Here is a 15,356-nt window from a genome sequence, read left to right as displayed (position 1 = left end):
ATGAAAAAACTAATTGTCTTAATAATACTTACGATTACCTTAATAGGCTGTGACAGCATTACCGGTGAAGAAATAGGCAGACTATCCATCAATGAAGTAAGTACTGGTAACGATAACAAAATATTAAAAGAATTTACAGTCGACCTTAAAAAGGGTGATGAAATTGGTTTATGGTCCGAAATGGATATGAAGTATACTGGTGAGGTTACTTTAACCTTTAAACTAACAATGTTTAAGAATAGTAAAAGGATCGCCACCATAGATATCGATCCAACAGATAAATACATTACCATAGGTGAAATTCAAAAGAGTATCAACGGTAAAACCGACTGGAGTTTTCTAGGAAAAAATACTTCATTAACAATAGATGATGATGCCACATACACATTTAAAGGAATTTTAATAGCTACAAATAATCCTACATTACAAATCAATCAAGCTGAAGTTGTTTTTAAAAGGAGTTAGCATAACATAGAGCTTAATAACGCTTTTATTATTATTCTATAGTTTTACGGAACGATAAACAAATTAAGAATGATTTATAAATTATTCAGATTCATCTTTACATTTTCAATGCTTCTAGTGATCACTAGTTGCAACCCTAATAACTTTAAAGAAAAAGCAAATCAACAGTTTGGTGATCAGCATTTTAAAACAGCAATTTCTCTTATAGAAAGAATTGCATAATATAAGAGAAGGCAGTTATCCACAATCATTAGATAGTTTAAAATATATAGGTGATTGGGATAAAATAATATTCACTTCGGTAAAATATAAAAAGCTAGATAGTGGTTATCAACTAGACTTAACCAATGGATGGATAGGTAAACCTAAAGAATTAAGCTATCCAGATGAATTCTGGAAAGGACTCGGATTAGTAAATTCTAATATGAAAAAGTAGTCGCAATAACAGTTTTTGATTGAACTACAATCCTTTCAATTTAAAATTTCATTAAATTAGATTCATGAATAGAGACAAAAAACCATTGTATCGAAAGGTAAACACACGTGCAAGAGGTGTTATTCACAATTTTGGAAGTGATTTTAAATATTCTAGAAATAAAAAGCGAGAAACTGTAGAACATACCAAAGGCTCTATGCATGGTAAAAAAGAAAGAGGACTTGATTACACTCCTTTATTCAGATTTCTACTATCTAAGGTTGGAAAGAATTGGGATGATATATTTAGTGAGGCTAGTTCAAGACTTGATAAGACAGACCCCATATTTTGGATTGTGGCACTAGATGAAAATGAAAAAGAAGAATATGTAAGAACTGGAGAATCCTCTTTTTTCTCTGGATTGTATGTTGATGTAGAGAATAAATTGCAGTTAACTAATCCAGAATTAAAAGCTAAGGATATGATACCATACTGCAATTGCTGCACGCATACATTAAATGGAAAAGTATTTGGTACCGAATAGATTTTGAAATTAAATTATAGGACTATTTAAAAGTTTATTTCCTGAGACTTATATATAAATCAAAAAAAAGCACAACCATGAAAGTAACCGCCGAAAAAAATGAAAAAGTAGCCCAAATGATTTTTGGGTCGGTTTATCCTCATTACTTGAGTAGAATAGAAAAGAATGGTAGAACTAAGGAAGAATTAGATCAGGTAATAGAATGGCTCACCGGTTATGATGCAAATCGTGTACAAACTTTAATTGATGAAAAAGCAACATTTGAAACCTTTTATAATGAAGCAAATATGCATCCTAACGCTCATTTAATTAAAGGCGTTATTTGTGGATACCGTATTGAAGACATAGAAGATGATTTTCTAATCTATAGACAATGTAGATATTTAGATAAACTAGTAGATGAACTTGCTAAAGGACGCAAAATGGAAAAAATTATGCGTTAATAATACTATCCATGCGCTATAAAAATATCGTGAAAACCATATTGCTATGGTTACCTAGCATTCCCGTTATTATCTTCTTTGTGCAAAATGCATTTGAAAAAATAATAAAGCACGATCAACTGGATAAAATAGGCACGAGCCCTACTCTACTTATCACAACTGGTTTAGTTTTACTAATAGCTATCGGGCTATTTATATATCATAGGACCATACTTTATGGAACACTCATTTTAAGCCTTTATATGACAACTATTGTAGTAATACATATTCATAAAGGGAAAGGCTTTTATCTAACCATGTTAATTATTATGGGAACTTTAGTGGCTGGATGGTTAAGAAAAACCTATTTACCCATTAAGCCAGATTAACGATATTCCATGAGTCGTTACCTATTTTAAGCATTAAATTTGTAATGAAAATTAAATACTTCATGTCTATTAACAATCGTATTCTTTTTGAAGATAATCACCTTATCGCCGTAAATAAGCAATCTGGTGATCTGGTACAAGGCGATAAAACAGGTGATGTTATTTTACCTGATATAATTAAAGAATACATTGCTGTAAAATATGATAAACCAGGTGCCGTCTTTCTAGGTGTTACACACAGACTGGATCGTCCTACTAGTGGCGTGGTGGTTTTTGCTAGAACCTCAAAGGCATTACCACGCATGAACAAGTTATTTGCAAATCACGAGACGCGCAAGACCTATTGGGCTGTTGTGGAAGGTACAACGCCCAAAAATCAAGATCGATTGATACATCACTTAGTACGCAATACAAAGCAGAATAAAAGTTATGCTCACGATCATGCCGTACCTAATTCAAAAGAAGCCATTCTATCTTATAAAGTTGTTCAAAAGCTGGATCGATATACCTTATTAGAAATAGCTCTAGAAACTGGTAGACATCACCAGATCAGAGCACAATTGAGTAAAATAGGCTGCGTGATTAAAGGTGATTTAAAATATGGTGCAAGACGCAGTAATAAAGATGGCAGCATCCATTTACACGCACGCCAGTTAGAATTTATTCATCCTGTTAAGAAAGAACCAGTAAAGATAATTGCGCCTGTGCCTGACGGTGACGCTATATGGAAAGCTGTTTCTAAATAGGATATAGTAATCTATTAGTTCTAACATAAAATTGGCTAGAGATCAAAAGCTATGGTCTTATTTTAGTGATCAAATTGAACAAAATGAAATCACTTAAAATTGCTTTAGATTGGACGCCTAATGCAAATCATATAGGCTTTTATGTCGCACAACAAATGGGGTTTTATAAAAATACCGGTATTGATTTACAAATAATACATGCTGGCGAAGACCATTATAAAACCACACCAGCAAAAAAGGTAGAACTAGGATTAGTCAATTTTGCATTGTGTCCTCTAGAAAGTGTCATGAGCTATCAGACTAAAGCAATTCCTTACTCGCTTCAAGCGATAGCAACTCTTTTTAAAGAAGACCTAAGTGCCATAGTATGTAAATCTAGTAGCGGTATTAAATCACCTAAACATCTTGATGGTAAATCTTATGCCAGCTATAAGGCACGATATGAAGATGCTATCATAAAACAAATGATAATTAATGATGGTGGATCTGGCACTATAGAAGTTCAATATCCAGCTAAGTTAGGTATATGGAATACAATTAAAAATAATCAAGTAGACGCAACGTGGATCTTTATGAATTGGGAAGGCGTTATAGCGCAACAACAAGGTCTGGATCTAACTACATTTAAATTAAAAGATTATCAAATCCCATATTCTTACTCACCTGTTATCGTAGTTGATAGTAATACAATAAAAGAACAAGAATCCATATATTCAAATTTTCTTAATGCTACTAAATTAGGTTTTATATATGCTCAAGAAAATCCAGATCAAGCCGCACAAATTTTAAAACCACACTTACCAGAAGCAGATAAATCTATCGATTTAATGAAGTGTATTAAAATTACGTGTGAAGCTATAGGTGATAAAAAAAGTTGGGGCATTATGGAACCTTCTAGAGTAAATGAATTTTTAAAATGGTTGCAAGAGCATCAGTTAGAAAACCATAATCTTAAGGCAGATTCACTATTTACAAATTCATTACTAACACACCACTAATGACTGATATGAACCAAATTCTCCATGACCATAAAGCGCAACAAGATTTTTTTAATTCTCAGCAAACTAAAGACGTTATGTATCGCATAACTGCATTACAAAAACTAAAATCGGTAATCAAGCTCAAGGAACAAGAGATTTATGACGTGCTAGCAAGTGATTTAGGTAAAAGTGAATTTGAGACATTTATAACAGAATATCAAGTTATTACAAGTGAATTAGATAAGTACATCAAGAATACTAAAAAATGGTCAAGCCCTAGAAAAATACGACCATCATTACTTAACTTTCCTTCAAAAGCGCGGCAATATCCCGAACCTTATGGGAATACTTTAATCATATCACCATGGAATTATCCTTTTCAATTGGCACTAGCTCCTTTAATAGGTGCTGTCGCTGCTGGTAATACCGTAATCCTTAAACCTAGTGAATTTTCTACCGCTACATCGCAACTGTTACAAGATATTATCGATGAAGCTTTTATACCACAACATGTAAAAGTCATACAAGGCGATGCTGCAGTTGCTAAAGAGTTGACCAGTCTCAAATGGGATTATATATTTTTTACTGGTAGTCCTTCAGTAGGAAAGGCCATTTACCAGGCTGCTGCAAAGAATTTAACTCCGGTAACACTTGAGCTAGGTGGTAAAAACCCATGTGTGATACATGAAAGTGCACAACTTAAGGTGGCTGCTCGTAGAATAGTCTGGGGAAAATTTCTCAATGCTGGCCAGACCTGTATAGCTCCAGATTATATTTTAGTTCATGAAAGTATAAAACTAAAGTTCATTGAACATGTAAAAGCCGAAATCATCAATTTCTTTGGTAAAAACCCAAAAGAGAGTCCAGATTTCCCTAGAATCATAAGAGAACAGCATTTTAATAAATTGGTAGAAATGTTACAAGGTCAGGAAATCCTCACTGGCGGTAAACATGATGTCAATAATTTATATATCGCTCCTACTTTATTAGATGAACCATCTAGGGAAAGCACGGTGATGCAGCAAGAGATATTTGGTCCTTTACTACCTATTATATCTTATAAATCTAAAAACGACCTTATCGATTGGATCAGTTCTTATGAGAAGTCATTAGGCGCTTACCTATTTTGTAGTCATTCAAATTTTGAGCAATGGTTTATTAATCGATTCTCCTATGGTGGTGGTGTTATTAATGATAGTATTGTTCAATTTGTGAATGATCGTTTACCATTTGGTGGTGTTGGTAATAGCGGTATAGGCAACTATCATGGTAAAAAAACTTTTGAAACCTTTTCTCATTTAAAAAGTGTTGTTCATCGTGGAACTTGGATCGATATACCTGTAAAATATGCACCTTATGATGGCAAATTAAACATGGTTAAAAAAGCATTGCGATGGCTCTAGTTCTCACAAAATTCTCATAATGTATCCTTAAGATGTTGTTATTACGCTTTCGCGAAAGCGATATGACCATTATCTTTAAAAGAAAAAAATGATTAGAGAAGGTAGTAATGTCTCATGGAAATGGGGAAACGGAACAGCAAAAGGAACAGTAGAAAAAACTTATACAGATTCAATTACTAAAACCATAGATGGTAACGAAGTTACCAGACACGGAGAAAGTGGTAATAAAGCGCTATACATTAAACAAGATGATGGTGATATGGTTTTAAAATTAGAAAGTGAGGTTAAAAAGGCCTAATTATAAAGTTTTATGATTAACTTTATAAGGAATTACTATATCATGTTTTACAGCACAACATCTACAGATTTACAAGTACTATTAATGTCATCTACAGACTGGATGACCTTACTAGTAATTAGTAGTGTTATAGCGTTAGGTACATTTTTAGTTTATCGACTGTATGATGAAGATACTGACAAAACTAAAAGATCAGTCATGATCAAAATAGATCGTAATGGTAAACATAGATATGAGATTAAAGATGATCTCGATAACGGTAAAGTAATTTTCTGGTTGAAAGTGATATTCTTTATTATCGCTGTAGGTTTACTTTGTATTCCTATTCATAGTTGGTTTTATAAATCATAACATATCATGGCGCAGTTAGTACGTATATATGAGGATAATCCTAGTCCTAAAGAATTACAACGTATCGCAAAAGCTATGAAAGATGGCGCGCTTGTAATTTATCCTACAGATACCGTTTATGGTCTGGGATGTGATATTAATCACAAAGGCGCATTAGAAAAAGTGGCCAAAATACGTGGCGTTAAACTTGAAAAGGCAAATTTCTCTTTCATTTGTGAAAGTTTAAGCGATTTAAGTGAATACGTGAGTCAGATTGACACCGCTACTTTTAAAATATTAAAACGTAATTTACCAGGTCCTTATACTTTTATATTACCGGGAAATAACAACCTACCATCTGTATTTAAGAAAAAGAAAACTGTTGGTATAAGAGTGCCCGATAACTCGATAGCGATAGGTTTAGTACAAGCATTAGGTAATCCTATTATATCTACATCTATTAAAGATGAGGATGAAGTCATTGAATATACCACAGATCCTAGTCTTATTGTTGAGAAATGGGATAAATTAGTTGATTATGTAATCGACGGTGGTTATGGTGATAACGTTGCCTCAACAGTGATCGATTTAACAGGTGATGAACCTGTATTGATTAGAGAAGGAAAAGGAAGTGTAGAGTTATAGACATGCGAGTAGAACGACTAGTTTCTTATTTACTATTTGGGATTACAGTCGTTCTTATTATTGCTGCCGTCTACAACCCTATTGATACCATGGAGTATATAGAAAAAGACACTTATTTTAAGGAAGCGCATCGCGAGGCTTTATTTATTTATGCGGCTTTTGTTTCTATTCCTGGTTTTATGTTATTGTTGTGGTCTGATAAAAACAATTCATTTATCGCAAACCTATGCTGGTTGATTCTGGCATCTGCAGTTATTATTTGTAGCGCCATCTTATACCTTACTTACTTTGTAAATCCTTATGATATGGGATTTGATGATTATACTATTTATAGCTGGTATATTGCTTATGCTCTCATTGCGCTTATTATTCTCAATATTATCTATTTAGTTGCTAAGCTTTTTAAAGTAGGCAAGGATCAAACTATCTCAAAATAATCGTGTGTTGAATAGAGACATTCTAAAAAATACCGAGTATAGAATATCTTTTATATTTATATTTTTTACCTCTATAAGTATATGTTACCTTATTTTAAATCATGGATAAGATTCGTTAAACATAAGTCTAGGAGACACTTATTATGTTTTGCACAGTATCAATATATAACTGTAATCAATATCTACCTAATTACTATGGGATTGTTTACTTTATTAAATTCATACGGTAAGCGTGGAAAAGTCACTTGGCTGTTGATCCTTAATATTAGTTTTGTAACCTTATTTCTAATCATGAATATCTTATTGCAAATGGATATAGTTACTGGGCAACCATTTGATATAAACACCTATAATCCTGACGCTATTGATTATGGAAATCGATTTAGATTTTTACTCATAATTCAAGCTCCTATCATTCTGTTGACTGGTCTATTGTATATTCTTATTAATCTGATATCTAAATTGAAACAGGTATTAATAAAGTCATAATTCACATTAAATTAGATTCTACTTTTATCTAGTTTTTTATCTTTAATTAAAAATAACAATATGCCTTATTTAGAAAAAACAACTGCACAGCATGATGCAGACGTGAGTATATATTTTGAAGACCAAGGAGAAGGACAACCTATAATCCTTATACATGGATGGCCATTAAGTGGTGCTATGTGGGAATATCAAACGCCCGTGTTGATTGAAAATGGATATCGTGTCATTACATATGATCGACGAGGTTTTGGTAAATCATCACGACCTTGGAATGGTTATGAATACCATACTATGGCTGAGGATTTAAATGATCTCATTGAGCAACTAGAAATTGAAGATGTAATTTTAGTTGGATTTTCCATGGGTGGTGGCGAGCTAGCGCGGTATGTAGGAACATTTGGAACTAGTAAAATTGATAAACTTGTTTTCATGAGTTCTATTGCACCTTATTTACTACAAACAGAAGATAATCCTAATGGTGCGCCTAATGATGTATTTGAAGGTATGGAGAATGGTATTAAAAAAGATCGCGCTGGATTCTTAAAAGATTTTGGACCTGGGTTTGTTAATTATGAAGATAACAAGGATCGCATATCTCAAGCGCAATTAGATTATAATTTTCAAATAGCAATAGATGCAAGTCCTAAGGGTACTTTAGATTGTATAAATGCTTTTGGTCGCACAGACTTAAGAGAGGCACTCAAAAAAATTGATATCCCTACTCTATTCATTCATGGTGACGCAGACAACATTGTTCCTATAGAGCCTAGTTCAAAACAAGGCCATTCAATAGTAGAGAATTCTCAGTTAGAAATCATAAAAGACGCTCCACACGGACTATATGTGACGCACAAAGAAGAAGTCAATAAAATTCTATTAGATTTTATAAAATAAATAGGTATTGCCTTAATTATTAAAAGGATTGCGTATGTTTTACCATACGCAGTCCTTTTTTGATAACTAGACATTTTTTCTAATATTTCTTAGAAATCATCACGACCGATTCATTTAATAGTAGTAATGTCGAAGTAATTCTTTATTTTTCATGCTAGAAAAAAACAGGTATGAAAAATATAAATCAAATTTTTGACAATAATAAAGAATGGATCAAGTCTAAACTGGCAACAGATAGCACTTATTTTGATAAACTAGCCTCTGGTCAGGATCCTGAAATATTATACATAGGTTGTTCAGATAGTCGTGCTACCGCAGAGGAAATAATGGGACTAGGTCCAGGTGACGTTTTTGTACACAGAAACATCGCAAACATGGCTTCTAATCTAGATCTTACCGCTATGGGTGTAATCAACTATGCGGTTGAACATTTAAAAGTTGATCACGTCGTTGTTTGTGGTCATTATGGCTGTGGTGGTGTTAAAGCTGCAATGCAGTCACAAGATCTAGGTATTCTTAATCCTTATTTAAGAAATATACGTGATGTGTATAGAATGCACAAAGATGAGTTGAATGCCATCACAGATGAAGATTTACGATACAGACGTCTTATAGAATTAAATGTACAAGAACAATGTATTAATGTACTTAAAACCAGTGATGTTCAAATAGCATTTAAGCGCCGTGGTATCACGGTACATGGTTGGGTTTTTGACCTTGCTACAGGAGAACTTATCGACCTGAAGATTGACTTTGCTAAAATTCTGGAAGATATCATGGAAATCTATCACCTAGATTAGATTAAAAATACTAATGATAGCTTTAAAAGTACAGTTGTAATCTTTAAGAATATATTGAAATAAGGAATAGATACACTATAAGTATATTAGCCTTAAAACTATTAAATTTAAGGGTAAGTTGTTCTAGCTACTAATATAGATTGCCCTTAATGAAGTAAAATATTTTTAAAAAATCCAATTTAAAAATAGCTTATAAATGAAAACGCTCTAGAGATTTTTCTAGAGCGTTTATTTTTTGCTCCATTTTATTAAAGAAAATAGAACGCTCTTTTAAAGAGCTATCTTTTATTGAAGTAGATTGTCGTATCTGGTGATTAAAAAATCATTCATTCTATTGAGAATATTACTGCCACTAAATCTTATATAGCCCAGCATGGTCATTGTAACAAATCCTGCAACAGGAATACCTTTTTTACGCACTACGGCATTATTACTCATTAATAAAAGTTCGTGATAATAAATATTGTAAGATTCCTGTAATAAGTCTGCCGCGGCGTTTTTAAGTAATTCTCTTAAATCATCACATAGAACTTTAGCGGTATCATGATCTATGTAACCAGCCTCGTGATAAAAATGAATTTGCTGCAAACTACTAGATATTGTGGTATCATTCCATATTTCAACTCTTTTAAACTGTTCAAATAAGGATTTATTTATTTTAATTTGTTCTTTAATAGATAGCGGTAAGTGAAAATCTGCAAAGCGCTTACCTTCCATGGTATCATCCAGTAAGTGAAGCCAGACGTAAATTTTAAACCTTCCCAACATGGAATCATTGAAGTGATGAAATACAGGTATATCCTTTGCACTATAAATCCACTCAACATCATCTTTACCAGCTGCTTTTAAATTAGTTTCCATGTCCTTAAAATATTTTTCAAGGCTATTTATGGAGTTAATAGTATCAGTAGCAGTTCCTAAGGCCGTTAAATCTTGTTGAGCAGTCATAATGTGATCTAGAGAAAATTGACCAGCTTTTGCCAGCTTCATAGATTCTTCTATTTCTAATTTAGCTTTTCCTTGAATACGACGATAAGCAGCATCATAGCTTATTTCTAATACATCTGCTAGGTGTTGAATAACAGACTTGGTCTTGGGTACGCTTTCGCGGAAGCGTTCTATAATCATCTCTTGAACTTGCATAATATTTGCGATTTTCACAAATTAAAGATAACACAATTTCACTATACACGAATATTCTTGCGAAAATGAATATAAATTTGAGTAAAAGAAATGTAAATGAAAAAAAACGATTTAATAATCCTGAGGTTGAAGCTTACATAAAAGACACCTGAAGACAACTTAAATACTTAAGATCGAGATGGCATCTTACTCAGCAGACAACGAGTTTAAATAAAGGTAAAAATCATCTTTGAATTTCAAATGAGAATCACCAGTTGCTTTACCATTAAAACCAGTATGGATACGTCTTACTTTCCCTTTTTTATCGATGTAAATAGTCGTAGGGTAAGATAATAAATGATTAAGCATCGGTAATTTCTCTTGCGCTACTTTCTTATCTACATTACCGTATTGGGCTAGCAAAACAGGATAAGGAATTTCTAATTGCTTTTTCATACGCTCTATAGACTCAAATGCCTTTTCTTCTGTACGAGCATATTCAAAAGCTAGACCGATAATCTGTATATCGGTTTCAGGATTAGTTTTTAAATAATCTACATAGAATTGAGTTTCTTCCATACAATTTGGGCACCAAGATCCTAATAATTGTACAAGTACTACTTTGTTTTTGTATTGTGGATCACTTAATGAAATGGTATCACCATTAGAATCCTTAAAGTTGAAGTCTAACTGGTCATATCCTTCTTTTAAAAAGGTCAATTCCTTAGCGTCAGGTAGTTCATAAGAATTATTAAGTCGTGCTGTAAAGGGCTCTTGCCAGTGATTACCACTGTAAAAAACACCAGTCAAAGTTGAGTCTGTTACCGTTGCTTCAAATAAGAAAGCATGTGCACCATCAAAAGTAGAGAGCTTTAATTGATCACCTTCTATCACTCCATCTAGATAACGATAATCGCCTGTCGTGGTTCTAAAAGTTCCTGTCACATGCTGGCCATGCTGATTAAAAATTCCCAATGCAATGTATCGATCCTCATCATTATCGGGACTAAATACGGTTTCCCATTTACCGGTAATATTGGTAGTAGGCTCTTTTGTTCCTACTTGAAATCTTTGTTGATCACCATATTGCATAGTAAATGGCACTACTCTATCTAGACTAGGTTTTATAAAATCTCCTTTAATAGTGGTTTCATCTACAAAAACGCCTTTAAATATTCCTTCAAAAATAGGTGGTTGAAAAGTTATAGAATCATCCTTCATAATAACGTCATCAACCATGATACGTTCTTTATCATTGATAAGAATGATATGTGATTCTTCTGTAACCTCTGTTAATACAGGTAATTCTTTATCATTACCTAGATCTAGTGTCAATCGCCACGAGCCCGATTTTAATTCTTTGGGAACGTTAGATTGACAACCAGCTACTAAAATATAAAGTAATAGATATAAATTTTTCATGTGCAATGTTACCTCTTAATTATCACAGAAACTTCATCTATATAAATTCTAACATTACTTTATAATTCTGCATTTTTGCAAGATGCATAGACATTTTTTGATTTATAAACCTTATCGCATGCTAAGTCAGTTTATGACTAATGATAGACACCAAAAAAACAAAAGGTTTTTAGGTGAGCTTTATGATTTTCCTGAGGATGCAATGGCTGTAGGTAGACTAGATGAACAATCTGAAGGTTTATTATTAATTACAACAGATGGTCAGTTAAGTCATCATATCAATAAATCTGGTAAAGTAGATAAAGAATATGCTGCACTAGTTGATGGTTTAATAACTGAACAGGCTATCACACAGTTGCAAAATGGCGTAACCATTAGTATCAATGGATCAGCGTATGATACAAAGCCTTGTCAGGTCCAGAAACAACATCAGACACCAGATTTACCAGATTCGAATCAAAAAATAAGAGATGAACGCCATGGTCCAACATCATGGGTAAATTTGACCTTGAGTGAAGGCAAATTTAGACAAGTGCGCAAAATGACTGGTGTTGTAGGGTTTCCTACCTTAAGACTTGCTCGAGTAAGAATCGGACCTTATAATATACTCTCATTAAAGAATCAACAGGTGATTGAACTATCTGATCAAGAGATTAGACCGCTACTTCTTTATGACAATTAATAGTGATTTTACTCCTGCATTTATCATACATATTTTTTGTTCCATTACATCGCCTTCATCGTCTCTAATAACTATTCCAGAAGTGTTGGGTGCAGAGTAACCTTGATTAAGAGCTTCAATTTCTATTTTATTAAATCCATCTTTTAAGGTAATAGGAAAACCCTGAGCGGCATTTAAGAGCGTCATGTCTGTAATCAGGATTTCATCATTGAGCCATATACGCACACGATCGCCATCTTCTAACCTAGGATCCCAAAGAGTCATCTTTAAGATTTGTTTACCAGTTCTGATTTCACCTAGATAAGTATCATTGATAAAATTAACTGGTGGCGCATCGCTTTTAAATTTTTGTCCTTGAAAGCGTACACCTGGATCCAGTAAATCTGTCTTTTGGGTAAGATCTATGGTAGGCGTTTCACTAGGTCTTACATACTGCTTCTCTTCTGTACTATTAGGAAATAACATAGAACCACTAGTATTAGTTCCAGAAGGTACTGGTTCTATGGTACGAGGTGTGGTAGTAGGGATTTCTTGCGCAGTTGTAAATGCACTAGTAAGTACGATAAGAAATATAAAAAACTTGTTCATGATTTAAAGCTAGCAAAAGTCTTGCCTAAAACGTTGAATTTTAGACATAATTATGACTTAAGTAATATAAAAAGGTTTAATCACGCTTTCGCGAAAGCGTAATTAAACCCATTATATAGAAAATAAAGTTATGCTAAACGTTCAATCTTAGCACCTATTTTTTTCAATCGGGTATCAATATTTTGATATCCGCGATCAATTTGTTCAATGTTATGTATGGTGCTAGTACCTTTTGCACTCAAAGCAGCAATCAGTAATGAGATACCTGCACGTATGTCTGGAGAAGTCATGGTAGTCGCTTTTAAACTAGACTGAAAATCATGTCCTATAACACTAGCTCTATGTGGATCACAAAGAATGATTTTTGCACCCATGTCAATCAATTTATCGACAAAGAATAAGCGACTTTCAAACATTTTTTGGTGAATCAATACACTACCTCTAGCCTGTGTTGCCACAACTAAAATAATACTCAAAAGATCTGGCGTAAATCCAGGCCATGGCGCATCAGATATGGTAAGAATAGAACCATCAATATAATTTTGAATTTCATAACCATCTGTATGCGCAGGAATGAAAATGTCATCGCCTTTACGTTCTATGGTAATACCTAATTTTCTGAACGTGTCTGGAATGATTCCTAGTTCATCATAAGCCACATTTTTAATGGTGACTTCACTTTTAGTCATAGCAGCTAGACCTATCCAGCTACCTATCTCTATCATATCTGGAAGTATGGTGTGTGTAGTACCTCCTAATTTTTTAACACCATTGATGGTGAGCATGTTAGATCCTATACCTTTAATATCTGCACCCATGCGTACTAACATCTTACAAAGTTGCTGTAAATATGGTTCACAAGCTGCGTTGTAAATGGTCGTTTCTCCAGTAGCCATTACAGCTGCCATAACGATGTTAGCAGTTCCAGTTACAGAAGCTTCATCTAGCAACATATATGTTCCATGTAACTCATCTGCCTCTACTCCATAGAAATATTCTTCTTTATTGTATCTAAATTTTGCTCCTAGTTTTATAAAACCTTCAAAGTGCGTGTCTAATCTTCTACGACCTATTTTATCACCACCTGGACGTGGAATATAACCTTTACCAAAACGTGCTAATAAAGGTCCTACTAACATAATTGAACCTCTTAAGCCGCGACCTTGCACTTTATACTCTTCTGATTGTAAGAAATCTAGATCTACTTGATCTGCTTGAAAGGTATATGATTCAGGTCCATTTTTAGTAACCTTTACACCTAGATTATTAAGAAGGGCAATAAGCTTATTAACGTCTATAATATCTGGAACGTTATTGATGCGCACTGGTTCATCTGTTAGTAAAACAGCGCATAGGATTTGTAACGCCTCGTTTTTTGCTCCTTGTGGTTGAATATCACCTTTTAACTGGTGTCCACCTTCTATAATGAATGTTCCCATTGTTGTATCTTATTAATATTTAAAAATAAGGGTATAGTAGCGGCCTGAAAAGCTTTCTAGCTATAAGTATTCAGTTTTAATTAACAATACTATTAACTAAAAAAGCAGCCTTGAGGCTGCTTTTTTAGTTAATCTTATATTATTTATCTAGACCGTTTATGATTGCGATTGTTAGATTTATAATTACGTTTATTATTACGTCGAGGTGGATTTGTACTATGATCTCTACGACCTACGGTTTTGTGGATTAATGATTTTGAATCCAGAAGATCTTCCTCTTTTGCAGCCAGATTAATCTGTCCATTACTCATCTCAAAAAGATGTTTAAAAATCACATTATCATCTACAGAATCCTTATTCCAGTTAAGGAATGATTTTTTCATATGATTTGCAATAATAAACGTAAGAGCTTCACGCTTTTCACCTTTCTCCCAGCTTAATGCCACATCGATCATGTTCTGAATATTATTCCCATAAAAACGATACTTTGGTCGTTTTTGAGGATAAGGCATACGCTCTGGTGAAGCAGCAAGTTGCTCTGGATCTGGCAAAGGATATGGAGAATCTGCATCTAGGTCAAAATCTGCAATAACAAAAAGTTGATCCCAAAGCTTGTGCTGGAAATCTGCCACGTCGCGTAAATGAGGATTGAGGTTACCCATAACGCCTACAATTGCTGTAGCCATGCGGTTGCGTTCTTCCTTAGTTTCTAGAGTTTTACAATGCTCGACTAATTTTTGAATATGTCTTCCATATTCAGGTATGTTGAGATGATTACGCTCTGTATTATATTCTAATGATGGTACCAAAATGATTTTTTAATTACTTGTGAAGAGCTGCAAAATA

22 protein-coding genes are annotated in these 15,356 nt (G+C 33.6%); 17 read left to right on the top strand and 5 right to left on the bottom strand.

The genetic code is table 11. The features are described from left to right. The 16 genes from BST92_RS13055 (at position 1) to BST92_RS12985 (ending at position 9,257) form a co-directional block, all read left to right on the top strand. A complete protein-coding gene (locus tag BST92_RS13055) occupies positions 1-465 on the top strand; it encodes a hypothetical protein (protein ID WP_105071849.1) in 465 nt (154 codons plus the stop codon). Between the two features lie 69 nt (positions 466-534). Then, entirely contained in the window at positions 535-687 is a 153-nt protein-coding gene (locus BST92_RS15175) for a hypothetical protein (RefSeq protein WP_211292503.1), read from the top strand. Continuing rightward, positions 680-901 carry a hypothetical protein gene (locus BST92_RS13050; RefSeq protein WP_211292502.1) on the top strand — a complete coding sequence of 74 codons (222 nt, stop codon included), beginning with the start codon at positions 680-682 and terminating at the stop codon, positions 899-901. The genes BST92_RS15175 and BST92_RS13050 overlap by 8 nt, the downstream gene beginning before the upstream one ends. Before the next feature lie 64 nt (positions 902-965). After that, entirely contained in the window at positions 966-1,424 is a 459-nt protein-coding gene (locus BST92_RS13045; protein WP_105071848.1) for a hypothetical protein, read from the top strand. A gap of 77 nt (positions 1,425-1,501) precedes the next feature. After that, a complete protein-coding gene (locus tag BST92_RS13040; RefSeq protein ID WP_105071847.1) occupies positions 1,502-1,867 on the top strand; it encodes a DUF2200 domain-containing protein in 366 nt (121 codons plus the stop codon). Positions 1,868-1,878: 11 nt separating this feature from the next. Then, positions 1,879-2,235, top strand: a complete 357-nt coding sequence (locus BST92_RS13035; protein WP_105071846.1) for a hypothetical protein — start codon at positions 1,879-1,881, stop codon at positions 2,233-2,235. A gap of 44 nt (positions 2,236-2,279) precedes the next feature. After that, positions 2,280-2,981 (top strand): RluA family pseudouridine synthase, encoded by a 702-nt coding sequence (locus BST92_RS13030; RefSeq protein ID WP_211292501.1) that lies wholly within the window; start codon positions 2,280-2,282, stop codon positions 2,979-2,981. 83 nt (positions 2,982-3,064) lie between these two features. Beyond that, positions 3,065-3,979: an ABC transporter substrate-binding protein gene (locus tag BST92_RS13025; protein WP_105071844.1), complete on the top strand. Its 915-nt coding sequence runs from the start codon at positions 3,065-3,067 to the stop codon at positions 3,977-3,979. An 8-nt stretch (positions 3,980-3,987) separates the two neighbouring features. Beyond that, a complete protein-coding gene (locus BST92_RS13020) occupies positions 3,988-5,364 on the top strand; it encodes an aldehyde dehydrogenase (RefSeq protein ID WP_105072285.1) in 1,377 nt (458 codons plus the stop codon). Between the two features lie 88 nt (positions 5,365-5,452). After that, positions 5,453-5,662, top strand: a complete 210-nt coding sequence (locus tag BST92_RS13015) for a hypervirulence associated TUDOR domain-containing protein (protein WP_105071843.1) — start codon at positions 5,453-5,455, stop codon at positions 5,660-5,662. Positions 5,663-5,674: 12 nt separating this feature from the next. Beyond that, on the top strand, positions 5,675-6,013 hold the full coding sequence (locus BST92_RS13010) for a hypothetical protein (protein WP_146105164.1): 339 nt from the start codon (positions 5,675-5,677) through the stop codon (positions 6,011-6,013). A 6-nt stretch (positions 6,014-6,019) separates the two neighbouring features. Continuing rightward, a complete protein-coding gene (locus tag BST92_RS13005; protein ID WP_105071841.1) occupies positions 6,020-6,637 on the top strand; it encodes an L-threonylcarbamoyladenylate synthase in 618 nt (205 codons plus the stop codon). Between the two features lie 2 nt (positions 6,638-6,639). Then, positions 6,640-7,074: a hypothetical protein gene (locus tag BST92_RS13000; RefSeq protein WP_105071840.1), complete on the top strand. Its 435-nt coding sequence runs from the start codon at positions 6,640-6,642 to the stop codon at positions 7,072-7,074. A gap of 195 nt (positions 7,075-7,269) precedes the next feature. After that, positions 7,270-7,563, top strand: a complete 294-nt coding sequence (locus BST92_RS12995) for a hypothetical protein (protein ID WP_146105163.1) — start codon at positions 7,270-7,272, stop codon at positions 7,561-7,563. Positions 7,564-7,623: 60 nt separating this feature from the next. Then, positions 7,624-8,457, top strand: a complete 834-nt coding sequence (locus BST92_RS12990; RefSeq protein WP_105071838.1) for an alpha/beta fold hydrolase — start codon at positions 7,624-7,626, stop codon at positions 8,455-8,457. 170 nt (positions 8,458-8,627) lie between these two features. Next, the gene (locus BST92_RS12985) at positions 8,628-9,257 is read left to right on the top strand and encodes a carbonic anhydrase (protein ID WP_105071837.1); all 630 of its coding nucleotides are present in this window, start codon (positions 8,628-8,630) and stop codon (positions 9,255-9,257) included. 285 nt (positions 9,258-9,542) lie between these two features. On the opposite strand, the gene BST92_RS12980 is transcribed toward BST92_RS12985, so the two are convergent. Next, positions 9,543-10,418, bottom strand: coding sequence for a hypothetical protein (locus BST92_RS12980; protein ID WP_146105162.1), 876 nt, complete (start codon positions 10,416-10,418; stop codon positions 9,543-9,545). Positions 10,419-10,586: 168 nt separating this feature from the next. Next, positions 10,587-11,801 carry a peroxiredoxin family protein gene (locus BST92_RS12975; protein WP_170061758.1) on the bottom strand — a complete coding sequence of 405 codons (1,215 nt, stop codon included), beginning with the start codon at positions 11,799-11,801 and terminating at the stop codon, positions 10,587-10,589. An 82-nt stretch (positions 11,802-11,883) separates the two neighbouring features. Here BST92_RS12975 and BST92_RS12970 point away from each other — a divergent pair, with 82 nt between their 5' ends. Continuing rightward, positions 11,884-12,483 (top strand): pseudouridine synthase, encoded by a 600-nt coding sequence (locus BST92_RS12970; protein WP_105071834.1) that lies wholly within the window; start codon positions 11,884-11,886, stop codon positions 12,481-12,483. On the opposite strand, the gene BST92_RS12965 is transcribed toward BST92_RS12970, so the two are convergent. The 3 genes from BST92_RS12965 to BST92_RS12955 form a co-directional block, all read right to left on the bottom strand. After that, complete coding sequence (locus BST92_RS12965) at positions 12,463-13,071, bottom strand: hypothetical protein (RefSeq protein ID WP_105071833.1); 609 nt, start codon at positions 13,069-13,071, stop codon at positions 12,463-12,465. The two genes, BST92_RS12970 and BST92_RS12965, sit on opposite strands and share 21 nt — an antisense overlap. Positions 13,072-13,199: 128 nt before the next feature. Then, positions 13,200-14,510, bottom strand: a complete 1,311-nt coding sequence (gene murA / locus BST92_RS12960; RefSeq protein ID WP_006795269.1) for a UDP-N-acetylglucosamine 1-carboxyvinyltransferase — start codon at positions 14,508-14,510, stop codon at positions 13,200-13,202. Between the two features lie 143 nt (positions 14,511-14,653). Next, positions 14,654-15,319, bottom strand: a complete 666-nt coding sequence (locus BST92_RS12955) for a DUF4290 domain-containing protein (protein ID WP_105071832.1) — start codon at positions 15,317-15,319, stop codon at positions 14,654-14,656. Positions 15,320-15,356: the final 37 nt, after the last annotated feature.

It is taken from the genome of Nonlabens arenilitoris, assembly GCF_002954765.1.
GTDB classification, from domain to species: Bacteria; Bacteroidota; Bacteroidia; order Flavobacteriales; family Flavobacteriaceae; genus Nonlabens; species Nonlabens arenilitoris.
This window is presented reverse-complemented; position numbering and strand designations above follow the sequence as displayed.

What these genes read in the sequence shown, in the direction of transcription:
- BST92_RS13055 (WP_105071849.1), top strand. Translation starts at nt 1, where the DNA reads ATGAAAAAACTAATTGTCTTAATAATACTTACGATTACCTTAATAGGC.
- BST92_RS15175 (WP_211292503.1), top strand. Translation starts at nt 535, where the DNA reads ATGATTTATAAATTATTCAGATTCATCTTTACATTTTCAATGCTTCTA.
- BST92_RS13045 (WP_105071848.1), top strand. Translation starts at nt 966, where the DNA reads ATGAATAGAGACAAAAAACCATTGTATCGAAAGGTAAACACACGTGCA.
- BST92_RS13040 (WP_105071847.1), top strand. Translation starts at nt 1,502, where the DNA reads ATGAAAGTAACCGCCGAAAAAAATGAAAAAGTAGCCCAAATGATTTTT.
- BST92_RS13035 (WP_105071846.1), top strand. Translation starts at nt 1,879, where the DNA reads ATGCGCTATAAAAATATCGTGAAAACCATATTGCTATGGTTACCTAGC.
- BST92_RS13030 (WP_211292501.1), top strand. Translation starts at nt 2,280, where the DNA reads ATGAAAATTAAATACTTCATGTCTATTAACAATCGTATTCTTTTTGAA.
- BST92_RS13025 (WP_105071844.1), top strand. Translation starts at nt 3,065, where the DNA reads ATGAAATCACTTAAAATTGCTTTAGATTGGACGCCTAATGCAAATCAT.
- BST92_RS13020 (WP_105072285.1), top strand. Translation starts at nt 3,988, where the DNA reads ATGAACCAAATTCTCCATGACCATAAAGCGCAACAAGATTTTTTTAAT.
- BST92_RS13015 (WP_105071843.1), top strand. Translation starts at nt 5,453, where the DNA reads ATGATTAGAGAAGGTAGTAATGTCTCATGGAAATGGGGAAACGGAACA.
- BST92_RS13010 (WP_146105164.1), top strand. Translation starts at nt 5,675, where the DNA reads ATGATTAACTTTATAAGGAATTACTATATCATGTTTTACAGCACAACA.
- BST92_RS13005 (WP_105071841.1), top strand. Translation starts at nt 6,020, where the DNA reads ATGGCGCAGTTAGTACGTATATATGAGGATAATCCTAGTCCTAAAGAA.
- BST92_RS13000 (WP_105071840.1), top strand. Translation starts at nt 6,640, where the DNA reads ATGCGAGTAGAACGACTAGTTTCTTATTTACTATTTGGGATTACAGTC.
- BST92_RS12995 (WP_146105163.1), top strand. Translation starts at nt 7,270, where the DNA reads ATGGGATTGTTTACTTTATTAAATTCATACGGTAAGCGTGGAAAAGTC.
- BST92_RS12990 (WP_105071838.1), top strand. Translation starts at nt 7,624, where the DNA reads ATGCCTTATTTAGAAAAAACAACTGCACAGCATGATGCAGACGTGAGT.
- BST92_RS12985 (WP_105071837.1), top strand. Translation starts at nt 8,628, where the DNA reads ATGAAAAATATAAATCAAATTTTTGACAATAATAAAGAATGGATCAAG.
- BST92_RS12975 (WP_170061758.1), bottom strand. Translation starts at nt 11,801, where the DNA reads ATGAAAAATTTATATCTATTACTTTATATTTTAGTAGCTGGTTGTCAA.
- BST92_RS12970 (WP_105071834.1), top strand. Translation starts at nt 11,884, where the DNA reads ATGCATAGACATTTTTTGATTTATAAACCTTATCGCATGCTAAGTCAG.
- BST92_RS12965 (WP_105071833.1), bottom strand. Translation starts at nt 13,071, where the DNA reads ATGAACAAGTTTTTTATATTTCTTATCGTACTTACTAGTGCATTTACA.
- murA (WP_006795269.1), bottom strand. Translation starts at nt 14,510, where the DNA reads ATGGGAACATTCATTATAGAAGGTGGACACCAGTTAAAAGGTGATATT.